Source organism: Massilia sp. BHUDP2, from assembly GCF_046236355.1.
GTDB classification, from domain to species: domain Bacteria; phylum Pseudomonadota; class Gammaproteobacteria; order Burkholderiales; family Burkholderiaceae_D; genus Telluria; species Telluria varians.
In genome coordinates this window covers 1,585,846-1,603,921 of the sequence record NZ_JBJUVW010000001.1, presented here as the reverse complement: position 1 = coordinate 1,603,921, position 18,076 = coordinate 1,585,846, and the positions used below count along the sequence as shown (strand labels likewise).

General features: G+C 64.3%; 18 protein-coding genes. 5 read left to right on the top strand and 13 right to left on the bottom strand.

What is annotated here, in order from left to right; all coding sequences use genetic code 11:
* Positions 1 to 104: 104 nt before the first annotated feature.
* From fabF to plsX, 6 genes are all read right to left on the bottom strand, one after another.
* Positions 105 to 1,355: a beta-ketoacyl-ACP synthase II gene (fabF, locus tag ACK6C6_RS07220; protein ID WP_209586115.1), complete on the bottom strand. Its 1,251-nt coding sequence runs from the start codon at positions 1,353 to 1,355 to the stop codon at positions 105 to 107.
* 32 nt (positions 1,356 to 1,387) lie between these two features.
* Positions 1,388 to 1,627 (bottom strand): acyl carrier protein, encoded by a 240-nt coding sequence (gene acpP / locus ACK6C6_RS07215; RefSeq protein ID WP_020653257.1) that lies wholly within the window; start codon positions 1,625 to 1,627, stop codon positions 1,388 to 1,390.
* A gap of 170 nt (positions 1,628 to 1,797) precedes the next feature.
* Positions 1,798 to 2,535 carry a 3-oxoacyl-ACP reductase FabG gene (gene fabG / locus ACK6C6_RS07210; protein ID WP_409266602.1) on the bottom strand — a complete coding sequence of 246 codons (738 nt, stop codon included), beginning with the start codon at positions 2,533 to 2,535 and terminating at the stop codon, positions 1,798 to 1,800.
* Positions 2,536 to 2,562: 27 nt separating this feature from the next.
* Positions 2,563 to 3,513, bottom strand: a complete 951-nt coding sequence (fabD, locus tag ACK6C6_RS07205) for an ACP S-malonyltransferase (RefSeq protein ID WP_409266601.1) — start codon at positions 3,511 to 3,513, stop codon at positions 2,563 to 2,565.
* A gap of 141 nt (positions 3,514 to 3,654) precedes the next feature.
* Positions 3,655 to 4,641: a beta-ketoacyl-ACP synthase III gene (locus ACK6C6_RS07200; RefSeq protein ID WP_409266600.1), complete on the bottom strand. Its 987-nt coding sequence runs from the start codon at positions 4,639 to 4,641 to the stop codon at positions 3,655 to 3,657.
* A 25-nt stretch (positions 4,642 to 4,666) separates the two neighbouring features.
* Complete coding sequence (gene plsX / locus ACK6C6_RS07195) at positions 4,667 to 5,695, bottom strand: phosphate acyltransferase PlsX (protein ID WP_027863718.1); 1,029 nt, start codon at positions 5,693 to 5,695, stop codon at positions 4,667 to 4,669.
* On the opposite strand from plsX, the gene ACK6C6_RS07190 reads away from it, so the two are divergent.
* Positions 5,654 to 5,848: a hypothetical protein gene (locus ACK6C6_RS07190; RefSeq protein WP_409267321.1), complete on the top strand. Its 195-nt coding sequence runs from the start codon at positions 5,654 to 5,656 to the stop codon at positions 5,846 to 5,848. The genes plsX and ACK6C6_RS07190 overlap by 42 nt on opposite strands.
* Before the next feature lie 44 nt (positions 5,849 to 5,892).
* On the opposite strand, the gene rpmF is transcribed toward ACK6C6_RS07190, so the two are convergent.
* Positions 5,893 to 6,075, bottom strand: coding sequence for a 50S ribosomal protein L32 (gene rpmF, locus ACK6C6_RS07185; protein ID WP_005666806.1), 183 nt, complete (start codon positions 6,073 to 6,075; stop codon positions 5,893 to 5,895).
* Between the two features lie 218 nt (positions 6,076 to 6,293).
* Positions 6,294 to 6,791 (bottom strand): DUF177 domain-containing protein, encoded by a 498-nt coding sequence (locus tag ACK6C6_RS07180; RefSeq protein ID WP_036207394.1) that lies wholly within the window; start codon positions 6,789 to 6,791, stop codon positions 6,294 to 6,296.
* Between the two features lie 175 nt (positions 6,792 to 6,966).
* Between ACK6C6_RS07180 and ACK6C6_RS07175 the strand changes: the two genes are divergently transcribed.
* Together ACK6C6_RS07175 and ACK6C6_RS07170 are read left to right on the top strand one after the other, a co-directional pair.
* Positions 6,967 to 7,581, top strand: a complete 615-nt coding sequence (locus ACK6C6_RS07175; RefSeq protein ID WP_409266596.1) for a Maf family nucleotide pyrophosphatase — start codon at positions 6,967 to 6,969, stop codon at positions 7,579 to 7,581.
* 22 nt (positions 7,582 to 7,603) lie between these two features.
* Positions 7,604 to 8,353, top strand: coding sequence for an SAM-dependent methyltransferase (locus tag ACK6C6_RS07170; RefSeq protein ID WP_409266595.1), 750 nt, complete (start codon positions 7,604 to 7,606; stop codon positions 8,351 to 8,353).
* A 69-nt stretch (positions 8,354 to 8,422) separates the two neighbouring features.
* Here the strand turns inward: ACK6C6_RS07170 and ACK6C6_RS07165 are convergent, their stop codons facing one another.
* The 4 genes from ACK6C6_RS07165 to aceA form a co-directional block, all read right to left on the bottom strand.
* The gene (locus tag ACK6C6_RS07165) at positions 8,423 to 9,688 is read right to left on the bottom strand and encodes an EAL and HDOD domain-containing protein (RefSeq protein WP_409266594.1); all 1,266 of its coding nucleotides are present in this window, start codon (positions 9,686 to 9,688) and stop codon (positions 8,423 to 8,425) included.
* Between the two features lie 120 nt (positions 9,689 to 9,808).
* A complete protein-coding gene (locus tag ACK6C6_RS07160; RefSeq protein ID WP_409266593.1) occupies positions 9,809 to 11,059 on the bottom strand; it encodes a 23S rRNA (adenine(2030)-N(6))-methyltransferase RlmJ in 1,251 nt (416 codons plus the stop codon).
* A gap of 95 nt (positions 11,060 to 11,154) precedes the next feature.
* On the bottom strand, positions 11,155 to 11,994 hold the full coding sequence (locus tag ACK6C6_RS07155) for an ROK family protein (protein ID WP_409266592.1): 840 nt from the start codon (positions 11,992 to 11,994) through the stop codon (positions 11,155 to 11,157).
* 191 nt (positions 11,995 to 12,185) lie between these two features.
* A complete protein-coding gene (gene aceA, locus ACK6C6_RS07150) occupies positions 12,186 to 13,484 on the bottom strand; it encodes an isocitrate lyase (protein ID WP_027863723.1) in 1,299 nt (432 codons plus the stop codon).
* Between the two features lie 379 nt (positions 13,485 to 13,863).
* Here aceA and ACK6C6_RS07145 point away from each other — a divergent pair, with 379 nt between their 5' ends.
* Positions 13,864 to 14,649, top strand: coding sequence for a PEP-CTERM sorting domain-containing protein (locus tag ACK6C6_RS07145; protein WP_409266590.1), 786 nt, complete (start codon positions 13,864 to 13,866; stop codon positions 14,647 to 14,649).
* 167 nt (positions 14,650 to 14,816) lie between these two features.
* Positions 14,817 to 15,392: a PEPxxWA-CTERM sorting domain-containing protein gene (locus ACK6C6_RS07140; RefSeq protein WP_409266589.1), complete on the top strand. Its 576-nt coding sequence runs from the start codon at positions 14,817 to 14,819 to the stop codon at positions 15,390 to 15,392.
* 73 nt (positions 15,393 to 15,465) lie between these two features.
* Here the strand turns inward: ACK6C6_RS07140 and clpB are convergent, their stop codons facing one another.
* Positions 15,466 to 18,072 carry an ATP-dependent chaperone ClpB gene (gene clpB, locus ACK6C6_RS07135; protein WP_409266588.1) on the bottom strand — a complete coding sequence of 869 codons (2,607 nt, stop codon included), beginning with the start codon at positions 18,070 to 18,072 and terminating at the stop codon, positions 15,466 to 15,468.
* Between the last annotated feature and the right edge of the window lie 4 nt (positions 18,073 to 18,076).

Here is an 18,076-nt window from a genome sequence, read left to right as displayed (position 1 = left end):
GGGGGGTGGTTTACGCAGGACCGAACGACGACGGCTGCAGGGCGCCCATTCCGGTTAGACCGGAATGGGCGTGGTCTGGTTCAGACCCGCTTGTCAGATTATCTTCAGACTTTTGCGAAGACCAGGGTACCGTTGGTACCGCCGAAGCCGAAGGAGTTCTTGACCGCGTAGTCGATCTTCATGTCCCGCGCCGTGTTGGCCACGAAGTCCAGGTCGCACTCCGGATCCTGGTTGAAGATGTTGATCGTCGGCGGCGACACCTGGTTGTGGATCGCCAGCACGGTGAACACCGATTCCAGGCCGCCCGCACCACCCAGCAGGTGGCCGGTCATCGACTTGGTCGAGTTCACGACGAGGCCGGTCTTGGCGTGGTCGCCGAAGACGCGCTTGATGCCGCGCACTTCCGCCACGTCGCCCAGCGGCGTCGAGGTGCCGTGCGCATTGACGTACTGGACTTCGCCGGCGTTCAGGCCGGCGTTCTTCAGTGCCGCCACCATGCAGCGCGCCGCGCCACTGCCATCCTCGACCGGCGAGGTGATGTGGTTGGCGTCCGCGCTCATGCCGAAGCCGATGACTTCCGCATAGATCTTGGCGCCGCGTGCGACCGCGTGTTCGTACTCTTCGAGCACCATCACGCCGGCGCCCTCGCCCAGCACGAAGCCGTCGCGGTCCTTGTCCCACGGACGGGACGCGGTGGCCGGATCGTCGTTGCGGGTCGACAGCGCGCGTGCCGAGGCGAAGCCGCCCAGGCCCAGCGGCGACACGGTCGATTCCGCGCCGCCGGCGATCATCACGTCGGCATCGCCGTACTCGATCAGGCGAGCAGCGGCGCCGATGCAGTGCAGGCCGGTGGTACAGGCGGTGACGATCGCCAGGTTCGGGCCGCGCAGGCCGAATTTGATCGAGAGATCGCCCGAGATCATGTTGATGATCGATGCCGGCACGAAGAAGGGCGAGATGCGGCGCGGGCCGCGATTCATGTACTCTTCCTTGGTGGCTTCGATCATCGGCAGGCCGCCGATACCCGAACCGATGGTCACACCGATGCGGTCCGCGTTTTCCTCGGTCACGACCAGGCCGGAATCCTGCAGGGCCTGGATGCCGGCTGCCATGCCGAAATGGATAAAGCTATCCATGTTGCGGCCTTCCTTGCCCGGCAGGTAGTCTTCCACCTTGAAGTTCTTCACTTCACCGGCGAAATGCGTCGTGAACGGCGTCGCGTCGAACTTGGTAATGTTGGCAATGCCCGACTTCCCGGCCAGCGCCGCGTCCCACGCCTCGGCAATGGTGTTGCCGATTGGTGAAATGCAGCCCAGGCCGGTAACGACGACACGGCGGTTGCGTGAACGGCTCAAGCGATTCTCCCAGAAACTTTTAAAGCGACAGCTTAGGCCTTGACGTGCGCGGTGGCGTAGTCGATGGCTTGCTTGACGGTGGTGATCTTCTCAGCCTGCTCGTCAGGGATTTCCATTTCGAACTCGTCTTCCAGTGCCATCACCAGTTCCACGGTGTCCAGCGAGTCAGCGCCGAGGTCGTCAACGAACGAGGATTCGATTTTGATGTCTGCTTCTGCAACGCCCAGTTGCTCAGCGACGATTTTTTTAACGCGTTGTTCGATATCCGACATGTTATGGCTCCATTAAGGTGTGTGTTGCGGAAAGTGCGCGCATTTTATCAGGTTTGCGCGATGAAAAACTACTTTCGGCGATTACGCTTATTTCCACCGAAATTACTGCTAAAAGTGGCGTACACGCCGGATTATCTTCGCGAGCGCTGATAATCCGGCATTCTAGCGCCTTAATTCATGTACATGCCGCCATTCACATGCAGCTCGGTGCCCGTGATATAGGCGGCGGTCGGGCCGGCCAGGAAGCTGACTGCGTGGGCAATGTCTTCCGGCTGGCCGAGGCGGCCCAGCGGAATCTGGCCCAGCAGTGCGCTGTGCTGGTCGTCGCCCAGTGCCTTGGTCATGTCGGTGTCGATGAAGCCCGGCGCGACGCAGTTGACGGTGATGTTGCGGCTGCCGATCTCGCGCGCCAGCGCGCGGGTCATGCCGGCCACGCCGGCCTTGGCGGCGGCGTAGTTCATCTGGCCCGGGTTGCCCGAGGCGCCCACCACCGAGGTGATGTTGATGATGCGGCCGTGCTTGGCCTTCATCATCCCGCGCAGCACCAGGCGCGACAGGCGGCCGACGGCGGTCAGGTTGGTGGAAATGACGCTGTCCCACTCCTCGTCCTTCATGCGCATGGCCAGGTTGTCCTGGGTGATGCCGGCATTGTTGACCAGGATCGACAGGCTGCCGAAGCCCTTCTGCACCTCGTCGACGACGGCGCCGCACTGGGCCGCGTCGGTCACATTCAGGACCACGCCCTTGCCGCCGAATTCAGCCAGGTAGGCGCCGATCGCTTCGGCGCCGGCCGCGCTGGTGGCGGTGCCGACGACCTTCGCGCCCTGGCGCGCCAGTTCCAGCGCGATGGCCTTGCCGATACCGCGCGATGCGCCGGTGACGAGGGCGACTTGGTTCTCCAGATTCATGCTATTCCTTTTCTTTTGGTTTTGATCTCAAGCCGCTTTGATCGAGGCCAGCACGCGCTCCAGCGCAGCCTGGTCGACCAGGGCCTCGCCGACCAGCGCCGCATCGATGCGCTTGGCCATGCCGATCAGGGTCTTGCTCGGGGCGCATTCGATGACCTGGGTCACACCCTCGGCCGCCATCTTCTGCATGGTCTCGACCCAGCGCACCGGACCGGCGGCCTGGCGCACCAGCGCGTCCTTGATCGCGGCAGGATCGTGCAGGATAGCGACGTCGACGTTGTTGATCAAGTCGATCTGCGGCGCCGAGAAAGCGATGTTCTCCATGTAGTCGCGCAGGCGGTCCGAAGCAGGCTTGAGCAGCGAGGAGTGGAACGGCGCCGACACCGCCAGCTTCATGGCGCGCTTGGCACCCTTGGCCTTGGCGATCTCGCAGGCGCGGTCGATTGCGCCGGCGTGGCCGGCGATGACGATCTGGGTCGGCTCGTTGAAGTTGACGGCTTCGACCACTTCGCCCGCATTTTCCCCGCCTACGGCTTCCAGGCAGACAGCGCGCACGTCGTCGGCCTGCAGGCCCAGCACGACGGCCATGCCGCCCTGCCCGACCGGCACCGCGTCCTGCATGGCCTGGGCGCGGAAGCGCACCAGCGGCACCGCGTCCTTGAACTGAATGACACCCGCGGCGACCAGGGCCGAGTATTCGCCCAGGCTGTGGCCGGCAACGATGGACGGCAGCGGGCCGCCGGCGGCGATCCAGGCGCGGTACACGGCGACCGCGGCGGTCAGCATGACGGGCTGGGTGTTGGTGGTGAGGTCGAGGTCTTCCTTCGGGCCTTCGGCGATCAGCTTGCCGATGTCGAAGCCGAGGGCCTCGGAGGCCTCTGCGACGGTCTGCTCGACGACCGGGTTGCCGGCGAAGCCGTTCAGCATGCCGACGGCCTGGGCGCCCTGGCCCGTAAACAGGAATGCGAATTTGCTCATGTTCTTGTTCTCTCTGTTCGGAAATGTCGTGATTCACGTAGGGTGGTCGGCTATGCCGACCGCGCGTTCAGCAAGAATATGCACAGTCACGGCGCGTCCGGGAGTTGGACGCGCGGCCGGCGGAGCCGACCACCCTACAAATTACATGCGGGCGAGCACCGCGCCCCAGGTGAAGCCGCCGCCGACGCCTTCCATCAGCACATTGTCGCCCTTCTTGATGCGGCCGTCGCGCACCGCGGCGTCGAGCGCCAGCGGGATCGAGGCGGCCGAGGTGTTGCCGTGCTGGTCGACGGTGACGACCATCTTTTCCATCGGCAGCCCGAGCTTCTTGGCGGTGCCCTTCATGATGCGCAGGTTGGCCTGGTGCGGGATCAGCCAGTCGACGTCCGAGGGCTGCATCTTGGCGTGCTCGAGCGCTTCCTTGGCGACTTCTTCCAGCACGGTGACGGCCAGCTTGAACACCGCCGGGCCATCCATGTACAGGAAGCCGCTGCCGGCCACGGCGCCGCCGGCCAGGTTGCCCGGGATCGACAGGATGTGCGACTGGCTGCCGTCGGCGTGCAGCTTGGTGGCCAGCACGCCAGGCTCTTCCGAGGCTTCCAGCACCACGGCGCCGGCGCCGTCGCCGAACAGCACGCAGGTGGTGCGGTCGGTGAAATCGAGGATGCGCGAGAACACTTCGGCGCCGATCACCAGCACGCGCTTGTACACGCCGGCGCGGATGAAGGCGTCGGCGGTCGAGACCGCGTACACGAAGCCGCTGCACACGGCCTGCACGTCGAACGCGGCGCTGTTGTTGGCCATGCCGAGCTTCTGCTGCACGATGCAGGCGGTGCTCGGGAAGCTGCCGTGGAAGTCGGGGGTCGAGCTGGCGACGATCACCAGGTCGATGTCGGCAGGCAGGCAGCCGGCCGCTTCCAATGCATTGCGCGCGGCCTTCACGGCCAGGTCGGAGGCGTTCTCGTCGCTGGCGGCGTAGTGGCGGCTCGAAATGCCGCTGCGGGTCACGATCCATTCGTCGGAGGTTTCGATCCCCTGCTCGGCCAGCTGGGCCGCGAGTTGATCGTTGGTGACGCGCTTGGCCGGCAGGTAGCTGCCGGTACCGGTGATCTTGCTGTAGACAGTCATCTGTTCCACCATCCTGCTGGTTTGGTCAAGCCTGGCGCTGCTGGGCGTCGGGCGGGGGCGGCATCAGTTCGGCGATCAGGGCCGACAGCTGCTCTTGTACGTCGTATTTGGCGGCGTCGTAAGCGCGCTTGATCGCCCATTCGAAGGCAAAGGCGTTGGCGCCGCCGTGGCTCTTGAAGACCAGGCCCTTCAGGCCGAGCAGGCTGGCGCCGTTGTAGCGCTCCGGGTTCAGCTTCTTGAGCGACTTGCGGGCCAGCAGCGCGCCGGCCATCGACAAGATATTTTCCGTGAACACGGATTTGACGAAGCGCGACAGGCCTTCGACGGCCTTGAGCGTGACGTTGCCGACGAAACCGTCGCACACGACCACGTCCACCGTGCCCTTGAAGATGTCGTTGCCTTCGACATTGCCGTGGAAATTCAGTTTGCCGCGCTCGTGGTCGGCCTTGAGCAGCTGGCCGGTGGCCTTGACCACGTCGTTGCCCTTGATTTCCTCGGTGCCGACGTTCAGCAGGCCGATGCTCGGGCGCGGATTGTTTTCCATGGCCGAGCACAGCACCGAGCCCATGATGGCGAACTGGTGCAGGTGGTGCGGTTCGCAGTCCACGTTGGCGCCCAGGTCGAGCATGTAGGTCGGGCCGCCCTTCTGGTTCGGCATGATCGAGCAGATCGCCGGACGGTCGACGCCGGCCATGGTCTTGAGCACGTAGCGCGAGACGGCCATCAGGGCGCCGGTATTGCCGGCCGAGACGCTGGCATTGGCGCTGCCGTCCTTGACCAGCTCGACCGCCACGCGCATGGACGAATCCTTCTTCTTGCGCAGGGCGATCTCGAGCGGGTCGTCCATGGTGACGACCTCGGTGGCGTTTTTAACGGTGATGCGGGCGTTCGACTCGGCGCCATGCTTCTTGAGCTCGGCGCGCAGGACGTCTTCGAGACCCACCAGGATGAGGTGGACGTCAGCTTGTTTTTTTAGAAACGAGACGGCTGCCGGAATGGTAACTGAGGGGCCGTGATCGCCGCCCATGCAGTCAATGGAAATTGTGATTGTCATTTGTCGGGGGCTGCCGGCTCACGCGATGCGGGCGGCAAGATGGGATGGGGCATGGCGCGTAGCCAGCCGCTGTCCGCGCAATTCAAAATGACGGAGTGCAAAGTTGTTGCAGCCGCTGAAAACGGAAAAGAAAAAGCGGCGCCACGCAGATAACATACGTTGCACCGCTTTCATGGTACTAAAGGACAAGACGTCGATTACTCGTCGTTCTTGGTCTTCAGGACTTTACGGCCACGGTAGAAACCGTTCGGGCTGATGTGGTGACGCAGGTGGGTTTCGCCGGTGGTCGGCTCGACTGCCAGGTTCGGTGCGGTCAGGAAATCGTGCGAACGGTGCATGCCGCGCTTCGACGGGGACTTCTTATTCTGCTGAACTGCCATGATGACTCCTAATACATAAGTTCTAAAATTCTAACACATTCGATTTGCAAATACTTGCAGATCGAGTATCCCAGCGGCAATTTCTTATTCATCCATCGCCGACATGTTTTAACGCTGCTACATCAACTGCCTACTGCCATACTCGACTACTGCACGCGTTTGACACGTTCTTTCAGTCGTACTGCGGGGTGCTGCGGTACTACTTGATTCTGTACTGCTTATTCGGACTTGAGATTTTTCAGTGCCGCGAACGGCGAGACCTTCTCGGTCTTCAGGGCGTCCAGGAGCTTGGTGTCCGGACATACCTCATGCTTCGGTGCCTGCGGCAGGGCCAGCAGGGCTTCGTCTTCCAGCAGCTGGCGGATGTCGCACTCGCGGCTGCCGACGATCACGTCGATGCTCTCGTCGTCGAGGACCTCCTCGATCCCGTCCGCATCTTCGTCGTCCTTGCCGAGCACCAGCATGGTGGACGAATCGATTTCGTAGTCCATCGGTGTCAGGCAACGCTGGCAGACCAGCTTCACGGGACCGGCGACCGCCAGGGTCATCGATGGGTAGCCCTGCTTGGTCAGGCCGCCGTCGATCGACCAGTGGATCTCGCCGGACTTGTCGGCGCAATCGGCAGCCAAACGGGTCATCTCGGCGACAGGGGTCGTGCCCTCGCGGTGTCCGCTATTCCGGCAAAACTCGAAGGCGTCAATGACAAAAGCGCTCATTTGGAAAACTTCCCCGGAAAACCTGCGATAATAACAGGCTTCTCCCCGCAGAGTCAAAGACTTACGTCGTTTTTGAGCGCTGCGCGTTGTACCCGATATGATTTATCGGGTTTACTTGACGGAGATATATGATCTATTAGCTTAGCTTATAGTTTTCCTTATTCGCCAGACCGCAATGATACCAAGTTCGGCGCCTTCGCGCCTCATTCTCGCCTCCAGTTCCGCTTACCGGCGCGAGCTGCTGGCGCGCCTCCAGCTGCCCTTCGAGGCGATCGCACCCGACATCGACGAAACACCCCGCCCCGGCGAAATGCCACAGGACACCGCCATGCGCCTGGCGCGCGAGAAGGCGGCCGCGGTGGCGGCGCGCGCTCCGGGTGCGCTGGTGATCGGCTCCGACCAGGTGGCGACGCTCGACGGCATGCAGATCGGCAAGCCCGGCGACCATGCGCGTGCGCTGGCGCAACTGCAGCTGATGCGTGGGCGCCGCGTGATCTTCCATACGGCACTGTGCCTGTGGGACAGCCGCGTGGCCGACCCGCTGCAAGCCGCCCAGGTCGAGAATGTGCAGGTCTTCGTCGACTTCCGCGACCTGCCCGATGCCGAGCTGGATGCGTATCTGGCAATCGAGCAGCCCTATGACTGCGCCGGCAGCGCCAAGAACGAGGGCCTGGGCATCGCCCTGCTGGAACGGATCGAGTCGAACGACCCGACCGCCCTCACCGGCCTGCCACTGATCGCCCTGACCGGCATGCTGCGCCGCGCCGGCGTTTCCTTCTTCGGCGTGTAACACCACTTATTTTTTCTCAACGATGCCCGGCACCCTTTACCTGATCCCGAACACCCTTGGCCCCACCGAAGCGTCCTCCGGCGCCCTCTCCGCCCTGCTGCCGACGCAGGTGCAGGCCCTGACCTCCAGGCTCGACTACTTCGTCGCCGAGAACGCCAAGACCGCACGCGCTTTCCTGAAACTGGTCGCCATCGACCATCCGCTGGCCAAACCCTTGCAGGAAATCGAGATCGCCGAACTGAACGTGAACACGCCGCCGGCTGCGCTCGCGCAGCTCCTTGGCCCGCTGCTGGCGGGACGCGATGCGGGACTGGTGTCGGAAGCGGGCGTGCCGGCCGTGGCCGACCCGGGCGCGGACCTGGTGCGCCTGGCCCACCAGCACGGCATCCCGGTGCGTCCGCTGGTGGGGCCGTCCTCGCTGCTGCTGGCGGTGATGGCGAGCGGGCTGAACGGCCAGAGCTTCGCCTTCAACGGCTATCTGCCGCTTGAGGCCGCCCAGCGCACCAAGCGCATCGGGCAGCTGGAGGGGCGTTCGCGCAGCGAGAAGCAAACGCAACTGTTGATCGAAACGCCGTACCGCAACGGGCAGATGCTGGAGGCCCTCGTGGGCGCCTGCCAGCCGGGGACCCTGATTTGCGTGGCAACCGACCTGTCGCTGGCGAGCGAGTCGGTCCGCACGATGACGGCTGCAAAATGGAAGGCGGCGCTGGCGGCCGGCAAGGGGCCGGATTTTCACAAGAAGCCGACGGTGTTCCTGTTCCTGGCGCAGTAGGGTGGACGGCTTCGCCGTCCGCGCGTTCAACTCAGGTATGCGCTGCGGCGACGTCGGCTACCCTACGAATCAATGCACTTCATGGGTAAGTTCCCTTACCCAGTCGAAGGCCTTCAGCTCGATCTCGCGAATCTGCGCCACCGACAGGCCGAGTTTGCGCAGCGCGTTATACAGCTTGCACCCGCCCTCCGCCGCCTCGAGCAGCTCGGCCACGCGCAGCATGGTCCCGAACTCCCCTTCACGGTCGAGCAGCGCCATGCGCACGTCGTCGGCCACCTCGACGTTGTCGAGGATGTCGCGCATCTGGATCGAGAACAGCGCATCGGCCAGCGACATGATCCCCACCGTGAAGGCGCGATCGGCCCTGGCCGCATCGTTCGGGTAGCGGGCCAGGGTCATCAGCTCGAGCAGCTTGCCGCGCGTGGTGGCCAGCTGCAGCAAGGGCGAAGCCAGCTCGACCCCGCCCGCGGTCGTGTACAGCAGGATCTGCAGCCAGCGCTGCAGCTGGCGCCGTCCGAGCTGGTGCAGCGCCTGCGACAAGGACTCGATCTGCGGCCCCGGCGCCGCGCGGCTGTTCACCAAGCGCAGCAGGTTCAGACTGATCAGGGCGTCGCGCTTGACCGCCGTTTCGATCACCTGGGCGTCCGCATCCGAGCTCACCAGCTCCAGCAGGCGCAGGATCGTCATCTCCGAGGGCGTGATCTTCTTGCCCGACAAGATGACCGGGCGGGCGAAGTAATAGCCCTGGAAGTATTCGAAACCGAGCTCCATGCACAGCTTGAATTCGTCGAGGGTCTCGACCTTTTCAGCCAACAACTTCTTGCCGGTGGACTTGAGCGAACACACCAGATCCTTCAGCTCTTCCGGCGGCACCAGCTTGACGTCGACCTTGATGACGTCGACCAGGCCGACCAGGCGGTCGAGCTCGGGCGAATGCTCGACCACGTCGTCGACCGCGAACTTGAAACCGAGCTCTTTCAGCTCGGCGACACGCGCCAGCAACTGTCGGGTCGGCTTGACGGTTTCCAGGATTTCGAGGATAACCTTATGCGGAGGCAGGAAGCGTACGAAGTCGCTCATCAGGACGACCTCGTCGACGTTGACGAAGGCGAGCTGCTCGCCGACCACCTGCTCCATGCCCAGCTGCGAGGCGTGCGAGATCACCGCCGCCGTCGCCGCAGCGTTGTCGGTCAGTTTCGCATCGTCGTCCTCGCCGGCGGCACGGAACAGCAGCTCGAATGCCACGAGATGCTGGTCACGGCCGAGGATAGGCTGACGCGCGAGAAAAAAATCGTTGGACGGCACGGATGCCGCTGCCGTTGCTTCGGCATGCATCTACAAAACTCCTGGAAACTGTTTCGGCCCGGATAGACGCGCCGGACAGGCGCGCACGCCTGCCTCGGAGACTATACTACAAATCCGACACTATTAGCATTTTTATATCGAACTTGCGGGTCAGCGCTTGCCGCCGCCCTTGCCGCCGCTGCGTGGACCAGCCGGCCGCGGACCGGCGGTACGCGGTCCGTTGGTGCGCGCACCGTCCGCGCGCGGCGCCGCCGAGCGTGCGCCCGTGGCACCCGCGGCAGGCGGACGCTTGCCTCCCTCGCCCGCCCCGCCCGCCTTGCCCTGGACGCTGCCGTCCGGGTGCCAGACGCGGCGCGCACCCGTCTTCGGCACGGCCGGCGCCGCCGCTTCGCCCTCGCGCACCATGCTTTGTCCCGGCAGGCGCAGGCTGCCCTTGCCGGACAGCGGGCTGGCGCGGCGTGCATTGCCAACCGGGGCGCGCGGTCCTTCGCCGGCCAGGCGCGCGGAAGCGGCGCCGGTCAGCTGGGTGCCGGTTTCGATGGTGAAACGCGCGCCGGCATCCTTGCCGAGCACCTGCACCAGATAAGGCATGGTTTCGCGCAGCATCGCCTCCAGGGTGTAGGGCGGATTCAGGATGAACATGCCGCTGCTGTGCAGGCCGATGCCGTCCGGCCCCGGAGTCGACACGGTCAGGGTCACGTTGAGCCATTCCTTGGCCGGCAGGCGCTTGAGCTTGTCAGGGAACTGGCGCGATTCCATGCGTTGCAGCACCGGATACCAGACCGCGTACATGCCCGCCGGGAAACGGCCCAGGGCTTCTTCCAGCGCGTCGCGCACCTTCTTGTAGTCATCCTTCACTTCATACGGCGGGTCGACCAGCACCAGCGCACGGCGCGAAGGCGGCGGCAGCAGTTTCTTGAGGCTCTGGAAGCCGTCGCCGTGCTCGATGAGGACGCGCTTGCCGCGGGCGCGCTCACCCTGCTCGGCCCGGTGCGCCTCGGCCTTGCGCACGTTCTCGGACAGGATCTTGACGTCGGCCGGGTGCAGCTCGAACAGGCGCAGGCGGTCATCGAGGCGCGACATCTGGTCGGCGACGTAGGGCGAACCCGGGTAGTAGCGCATCTTGCCGCTCGGGTTCATGCCCCTGACCAGGTCGAGGTAGGGCTTGAGCGCCTCGGGGACGTCGGTCGCGTTCCACAGGGGGCCGATACCGGTGTCGTACTCGCCGGTCTTGGTGGCCTGGAAACTGTCGAGCGCATACACGCCGGCGCCGGAGTGGGTATCGATATAGGTGTAGGCGACGTCCTTCTGGTTCATGTACAGGTGCAGCTGCACTTGGACGAAGTGTTTGAGGACATCGGCGTGATTACCCGCGTGGAAGGCGTGGCGGTAGCTCAACATAAGCTGGAATTCCTGAGAAGAGAGTCGTGCGGTGGCGGCGCCGTGTTTTCAACGGTGCAATGGACGCCATTATCCACTACAACGGCATGTGCGGCCTAGAAAGTCACTGTTGCCGCCATCTGCGCAGCGCCAAGCGCCACCAGATCTTCGATGTCGTGCACCAGCCGCAGCTCGCAGGCCGCCCGCAAGGGTGGCAAGGCACCCGCTTCCAATGCCTGTTCGGCCGCGCGCCAATAGCCGTCCAGCCGCAGGGCGCCGCCGCCAACGCTCAGGCGATGCGGATTGAGCAGGTTGACGAGGCCAGCCAGCGCATTGCCGAGCGCCCGGCCTCCATCGGCAACGATCGTGCATGCCGCCGGATCGCCGGCCGCCGCGCGCGCCGCCAGCGTACGGCCGTCGCAGCCGAGCCGCGCCGCCAGGAAACTTCCGCCAGCCAGTTGGTCGAGCCGTTCGGCGGCCGTACCTGGCAGCGGCCAATAGCCGAGTTCCCCTGCCCACCCGCTCGCACCGCGCAAGGGAAGGCCATCGACGACAATCCCGCAGCCAATGGCGCTGCCGGCCATGACGGTTACGGCGACGCCGCCCTGCGGCAAGCCCATCGTACTTGCCCGCAGCGCCGCTTTCGCGTCGTTGACCAGCACGCATGCGATGCCTCCCAGCGCCAAGTTCGGGCGCCAGCCCACCAGGCCTGGAAGCACGTCGCAGGCGGCGACCGTGGTCCCGTCCGCAACCAGACCAGGGACCGCGATGCCGATGGCGGCCGGCGCTTGCCCTTGTTCGTCCAGGAAGCGCTGCAGAACGTCGCTGAGTTCGGCGGCGCCGAAACCCATCCCGGTATCGCGGCGCAACCAGCGATCGCGGTATCGGATCAGCAGCTTGGTGCCGCCCAGGTCGACGCCGGCGATGGTGTCGAAGATGGATGCATCATCGTTCATGGATTTCGCTTTGGGGATAAGGGACCGGCGATGCGCCGGCGGGCGGCAGCAAAACGCACGCAGTTTGGGGCGGTAGCGAGTATGGCAGCGCGGCGGCGGAGCGGCAAGCCCGCGCCGCCGTGGCAGCAAAAAAACCGCAGGCCCTCGCGGGCGCTGCGGCAAGTCTTGGAGGTAAGTGGACCGGGAAGCGCTTACGCGACCTTCTTCTCGTCGAAGAACTGCTCGTCCTCGGTCGAGCCATGCAGCGCGGTGGTCGAGCTCTGGTTCTGCTGGATGGTCTGGGTCACGGCGTCGAAGTAACCGGTGCCGACTTCGCGCTGGTGCTTGACGGCGGTGAAGCCCTTCTCGGCGGCGGCGAACTCGTTTTCCTGCAGCTCGACAAAGGCCGACATGCCGCGGCGGGCATAGCCGTGCGCCAGGTTGAACATGCTGTAGTTCAGGGCATGGAAGCCGGCCAGGGTGATGAACTGGAACTTGTAGCCCATTGCGCCCAGCTCTTTCTGGAACTTGGCGATGGTGGCGTCGTCCAGGTTCTTCTTCCAGTTGAACGAAGGCGAGCAGTTATAGGCCAGCATCTTGCCCGGGAATTTCGCATGGATGGCTTCGGCGAACTGCTTGGCGAAATTCAGGTCGGGCTTGCCGGTCTCGCACCACACCAGGTCGGCGAAGGGCGCGTAGGCCAGGCCGCGCGAGATGGCCTGTTCGATGCCCGGCTTGACGCGGTAGAAGCCTTCCACGGTGCGTTCGCCGGTGCAGAAGGGCTGGTCGATCGGGTCGACGTCCGAGGTCAGCAGGTCGGCCGCTTCGGCGTCGGTGCGGGCGATGACCAGGGTCGGCGTGCCCATCACGTCGGCCGCCAGGCGCGCGGCATTGAGCTTCTCGACCGCTTCGCGGCTCGGCACCAGCACCTTGCCGCCCATGTGGCCGCATTTCTTGACCGAAGCCAGCTGGTCCTCGAAGTGCACGCCGGCGGCGCCGGCATCGATCATGGCCTTCATCAGCTCGAAGGCGTTCAGCACGCCGCCGAAGCCGGCTTCGGCATCGGCCACGATGGGCGCGAAGTAGTCGATGTCGTCCTTGCCCTCGGACCACTGGATCTGGTCGGCGCGCTGGAAGGTATTGTTAATGCGGCGCACCACCAGCGGCACCGAATTGGCCGGATACAGCGATTGGTCCGGATACATTTCGCCGGCAACGTTGGCGTCGCCTGCCACCTGCCATCCCGACAGGTAGATCGCCTTCAGGCCCGCCTTCACCTGTTGCATGGCCTGGTTGCCGGTCAGGGCGCCCAGGGCATTCACGTAGGGTTCGTTGTTGACCAGGTCCCACAGCTTCTCGGCGCCGCGCTTGGCAAGGGTGTGCTCGATCTGGATCGAGCCGCGCAGGCGGACCACATCCTCGGCCGTGTAGTTGCGCGTCACACCTTTCCAGCGCGGGTTGGTTTCCCAGTCTTGCTGGAGTTCACTGATCTGTTGTTCACGAGTTGCCATGCTGATTCTCCTGATTGAGGACTAAGTTGCGAAGGAATCCGTTGGGTAAATCATAGATCAGTTTGTGCGCAGCACAACAACTCTTATATAAGACATCAAAAGATTTATTTATCGCTTTATTTCAACGACTTACAATTCACGTTTCATGATGTGATATAAAATTTCTCAGAATGGGAATGAAGGAAGGGGCCGGCTTTGCTGCAAATTTCGTCAGGCGGAATGTGCATTTCACGATGTAAAAAGAGCTTGAGCCAAGCTGTTGTGTTGATGCATTTACTCATCAATTTAAGCAAATATTTGTTGACTAGACGAATTTGTAATGACATGATGCAAATCGTCATATTCGTCAAAAAACTTCAACAAATTATTGAAAGTGATTATGCCTCCCCTCTTCCGTCGCGCCCTCGGTAGTCTCCTTATTGTTGCCGCAAGCAATGCCTCTGCCGGTGTCATCACGCAGGATGGCGTCGTATTCACCTCGACCTTTACCGGCAATGTGCTGACGCTGGAGATCGATGCGGCCGGACGCACCGGCGGCTGGGCCGGCGCTACCGCCATCGATGCCCTCGGCATCAAGACGGTCGGCAGTTTCGGGAGCGTGACAATGCAAAGTTCGACGGGCGCCGACTGGACCCGGTCGAGCGCGGAACTGAATGCCTCCGGCTGCGCCGGCAAGGGCAAGGGTAAGGCGGACAGCAGCCGCCTGTGCTACAGCGGCGGCGCCGTCGATCTTGCCGACAACATGCTGTTCACCTTCACCTTCGAGGGCACGCCGAGCCTGGCCGCGCCTCACCTGAAGGTCCATTTCGTGAACGCAAGCGGCGCCAAGGTCGGCAGCTTGTTGTCGATGGACTTCCCGTGGCAGGCCGAGACCATTCCGGTCGCGGCCCCGGCTCCGGCTCCGGCTCCAGCTCCGGCTCCGGCTCCTGCCCCGGCTCCTGCTCCGGCGCCCGTGCAAACGCCGCCGCCCGCCGTGGATCCGGTACTGATTCCGCCGCCGGCCATTTCCACGCCGGGCGGCAGTGCCGCCGACACCGGCAGCACGCCGATCACTGCGCCCGCCGAAAACGCATCCGGCGATGTGCCCGAGCCGCAATCGCTCGCCATCATCGGCGCCGGCCTGGCCGTGATGGGCCTGGCGCGCCGCCGTCGCCGCACGGTCTGATCCCCCTCTTCCTTGACGCTGCGGCGCTAACTCAGCCATTGGTTAGTCGCCTAACAGAAAGGTCAATACGAGCGGACTAGTCTGGACTCGCGTGCTCATCCGTACGCGAGTCCGGGCCGTTCGCCGACGCGAAGGCCCGGTCGTTCAATGTCACTTAGGAGATTGAATTGAAGACCTTACTTTGCAAAGCAACGGCTGCCCTTGCGCTGTTTGCCGGCGTCGCTGCATCCAGCCAGGCCGGCTCCCTCACCTACCAGGGCGTGACTTTCACGTCGACCTGGAGCGGTAATCTCTTGACCCTGGAAATCGATGCCGCCAACCGCAGCGGAGACTGGCTCGAGGCCAGCTCCATCGGCGCCCTCCAGCTCAAGGACCTGGGCAGCTTCTCCGACGTGACCCTGGTGTCGGCGCCCGGCCTGGCGACCGACTGGACCCTGTCGTCGAACGAACTGAACGCGAACGGCTGCGCCGGCGGCGCCCATGCGGGACGCAGCCTGTGCTTCTCGGGCGAGCGCGTGGCCCTGGCGGACAACATGGTGTTCCAGTTCAGCTTCAGCGGCGGCGCGCCCGACCTGGAAGCGCCGCACCTGAAGGTGAACTTCTTCGGCGAGGGCGATCGCAAGGTGGGCAGCCTGCTGTCGCAGGCCATCGCGCCGGTGCCGGAGCCGCAGACCTACGCGATGATGCTGGGCGGACTGGGCCTGGTGGGCTGGATGGCGCGCAGGAAGCGCAAACAGGCCTGATTTCTTGAGCATGAAAAAAACGGCGCGTGCCTTGCGGGACGCGCCGTTTTTCCTGTGTAGGGCAGGCCGATGCTTACTTGGCCAGCTCCACCTGCTCGCCGAACACGAGGTTCCCCCCGAGGACCCGCACCGGGATCGTATCCTTCGGCCCGAAGCGGCCCGACAGGATCGCCTTCGACAGCGGATTCTCGATCTGCTGCTGGATCGCGCGCTTGAGCGGACGGGCGCCGTAGATCGGGTCGAAACCGGCTTCCGCGATCTTCTGCAGGGCTTCGTCGTCAATGTCGAGCGACATCTCCATCTTGGCCAGGCGCTGCTCCAGGCCTTGCAGCTGGATCTTGGCGATCGCGCCGATGTTCTTCTCGTCGAGCGCATGGAACACCACGATCTCGTCGATGCGGTTGATGAACTCGGGGCGGAAGTGGCCGCGCACCTCGGCCATCACGGCCAGCTTCACCACGCCCGGCTCGTCGGTGTCCATCGACTGGATCTTGTGCGAACCCAGGTTCGAGGTCATCACGATCACGGTGTTCTTGAAGTCCACGGTGCGGCCCTGGCCGTCGGTCATGCGGCCGTCGTCCAGCGCCTGCAGCAGCACGTTGAACACGTCCGGGTGCGCCTTCTCGATTTCATCGAGCAGGATCACGCTGTAGGGCTTGCGGCGCACCGCTTCGGTGAGGTAGCCGCCCTCTTCATACCCGACGTAGCCCGGCGGCGCGCCGATCAACCTGGCCACCGAATGCTTCTCCATGAACTCGCTCATGTCGATGCGGATCAGGGATTCCTCGGTGTCGAACAGGAAGGCGGCCAGCGCCTTGCACAGCTCGGTCTTGCCGACGCCGGTCGGCCCCAGGAACATGAAGGAGCCGTACGGGCGGTTCGGGTCGGACAGGCCGGCGCGCGAGCGGCGGATCGCGTCCGACACCGCTTCGATCGCCTCGTCCTGGCCCACCACGCGCTTGTGCAGCTCGTCCTCGATGTGCAGCAGTTTTTCGCGCTCGCCCTGCATCATGCGCGACACCGGGATGCCGGTGGCACGCGCCACCACCTCGGCGATTTCCTCGGCGCCGACCTGGGTGCGCAGCAGTTTCGGCTTGCTTGCCTCGCCGTCTGCGCCTTCTGCGGCCTCTTCGGCCTTCTTCAGCTGGGCTTCCAGTTCCGGCAGGCGGCCGTACTGCAGTTCCGAGACGCGCTGCCAGTTGCTCTGGCGCTTGGCTTCCTCCATCTGGTGGCGCAGGCGCTCGATCTCTTCCTTGATGTGGGTGGTGCCCTGCACCGCCGCCTTCTCGGACTTGAGGATCTCTTCGTAGTCGTTGTACTCGCGTTCCAGGCGCGCGATCTCTTCGCCGATCAGCTCGAGGCGGCGCATCGACGCTTCGTCGGTTTCCTTGCGCACGGCTTCGCGCTCGATCTTCAGCTGGATCAGGCGGCGCTCGAGCTTGTCCATCACTTCCGGCTTGGAGTCGATCTCGATCTTGATCTTGGCCGCCGCCTCGTCGATCAGGTCGATCGCCTTGTCCGGCAGGAAGCGGTCACTGATATAACGGTGCGAGAGCTCGGCCGCGGCGATGATGGCCGGGTCGGTGATCTCCACCTTGTGGTGCAGCTCGTATTTTTCCTGCAGGCCGCGCAGGATGGCGATGGTCGCCTCCACGCTCGGCTCGTCGACCATGATCTTCTGGAAGCGGCGCTCCAGCGCGGCGTCCTTCTCGACGTACTTGCGGTACTCATCCAGCGTGGTGGCGCCGACGCAGTGCAGCTCGCCGCGCGCCAGCGCAGGCTTGAGCATGTTGCCGGCGTCCATCGCGCCTTCGGCCTTGCCGGCGCCGACCATGGTGTGGATCTCGTCGATGAAGACGATGGTCTGGCCTTCGTCCTGGGCCAGCTCCTTGAGCACGCTCTTCAAGCGCTCCTCGAACTCGCCGCGGTACTTGGCGCCGGCCAGCAGGGCCGCCATGTCGAGCGAGAGCACGCGCTTGCCCTTGAGCGAATCGGGCACTTCGCCGTTGACGATGCGCTGCGCCAGGCCTTCGACGATGGCGGTCTTGCCCACGCCCGGCTCGCCGATCAGGACCGGGTTGTTCTTGGAACGGCGCTGCAGCACCTGGATCGCGCGGCGGATTTCGTCGTCGCGGCCGATCACCGGGTCCAGCTTGCCCATCCGGGCACGTTCGGTCAGGTCGAGGGTGTATTTCTTCAGCGCTTCACGCTGACCTTCGGCGTCCTGGGAATTCACCGATTCGCCGCCGCGCACGGCGGAGATGGCGGATTCGAGCGCCTTGCGCGCCAGCCCGTGCTCGCGCGCCAGGCGGCCGGCCTCCGACTTGTCTTCGGTCAGCGCCAGCAGGACCATCTCGGAGGCGAGGAACTGGTCGCCGCGCTTCTGCGCTTCGCGATCGGCCAGGTTCAGCAGCGCCACCAGCTCGCGCGAGACCTGCACGTCGCCGCCGGTGCCCGAGACCTGAGGCAGGCGTTCGAGTGCCGACTTGAGCGCGTTGGCGAGGCCGCCGACGTTGACGCCGGCGCGCTGCAGCAGTGAACGGGCACCGCCGTCGTCCTGGTTCAGCAGGGCGACGAGCAGGTGGACCGGATCGATGTACTGGTTATCGTTGCCGACCGCCAGGCTCTGGGCATCCGCCAGCGCTTCCTGGAGCTTGGTCGTCAGTTTGTCTTGCCGCATGGTA

Excerpts from the sequence above, each read along its gene's own strand:
- acpP (WP_020653257.1), bottom strand. The coding sequence starts at position 1,627 with ATGTCGGATATCGAACAACGCGTTAAAAAAATCGTCGCTGAGCAACTG.
- fabG (WP_409266602.1), bottom strand. The coding sequence starts at position 2,535 with ATGAATCTGGAGAACCAAGTCGCCCTCGTCACCGGCGCATCGCGCGGT.
- fabD (WP_409266601.1), bottom strand. The coding sequence starts at position 3,513 with ATGAGCAAATTCGCATTCCTGTTTACGGGCCAGGGCGCCCAGGCCGTC.
- ACK6C6_RS07200 (WP_409266600.1), bottom strand. The coding sequence starts at position 4,641 with ATGACTGTCTACAGCAAGATCACCGGTACCGGCAGCTACCTGCCGGCC.
- plsX (WP_027863718.1), bottom strand. The coding sequence starts at position 5,695 with ATGACAATCACAATTTCCATTGACTGCATGGGCGGCGATCACGGCCCC.
- rpmF (WP_005666806.1), bottom strand. The coding sequence starts at position 6,075 with ATGGCAGTTCAGCAGAATAAGAAGTCCCCGTCGAAGCGCGGCATGCAC.
- ACK6C6_RS07180 (WP_036207394.1), bottom strand. The coding sequence starts at position 6,791 with ATGAGCGCTTTTGTCATTGACGCCTTCGAGTTTTGCCGGAATAGCGGA.
- ACK6C6_RS07175 (WP_409266596.1), top strand. The coding sequence starts at position 6,967 with ATGATACCAAGTTCGGCGCCTTCGCGCCTCATTCTCGCCTCCAGTTCC.
- ACK6C6_RS07170 (WP_409266595.1), top strand. The coding sequence starts at position 7,604 with ATGCCCGGCACCCTTTACCTGATCCCGAACACCCTTGGCCCCACCGAA.
- ACK6C6_RS07165 (WP_409266594.1), bottom strand. The coding sequence starts at position 9,688 with ATGCATGCCGAAGCAACGGCAGCGGCATCCGTGCCGTCCAACGATTTT.
- ACK6C6_RS07160 (WP_409266593.1), bottom strand. The coding sequence starts at position 11,059 with ATGTTGAGCTACCGCCACGCCTTCCACGCGGGTAATCACGCCGATGTC.
- ACK6C6_RS07155 (WP_409266592.1), bottom strand. The coding sequence starts at position 11,994 with ATGAACGATGATGCATCCATCTTCGACACCATCGCCGGCGTCGACCTG.
- aceA (WP_027863723.1), bottom strand. The coding sequence starts at position 13,484 with ATGGCAACTCGTGAACAACAGATCAGTGAACTCCAGCAAGACTGGGAA.
- ACK6C6_RS07145 (WP_409266590.1), top strand. The coding sequence starts at position 13,864 with ATGCCTCCCCTCTTCCGTCGCGCCCTCGGTAGTCTCCTTATTGTTGCC.
- clpB (WP_409266588.1), bottom strand. The coding sequence starts at position 18,072 with ATGCGGCAAGACAAACTGACGACCAAGCTCCAGGAAGCGCTGGCGGAT.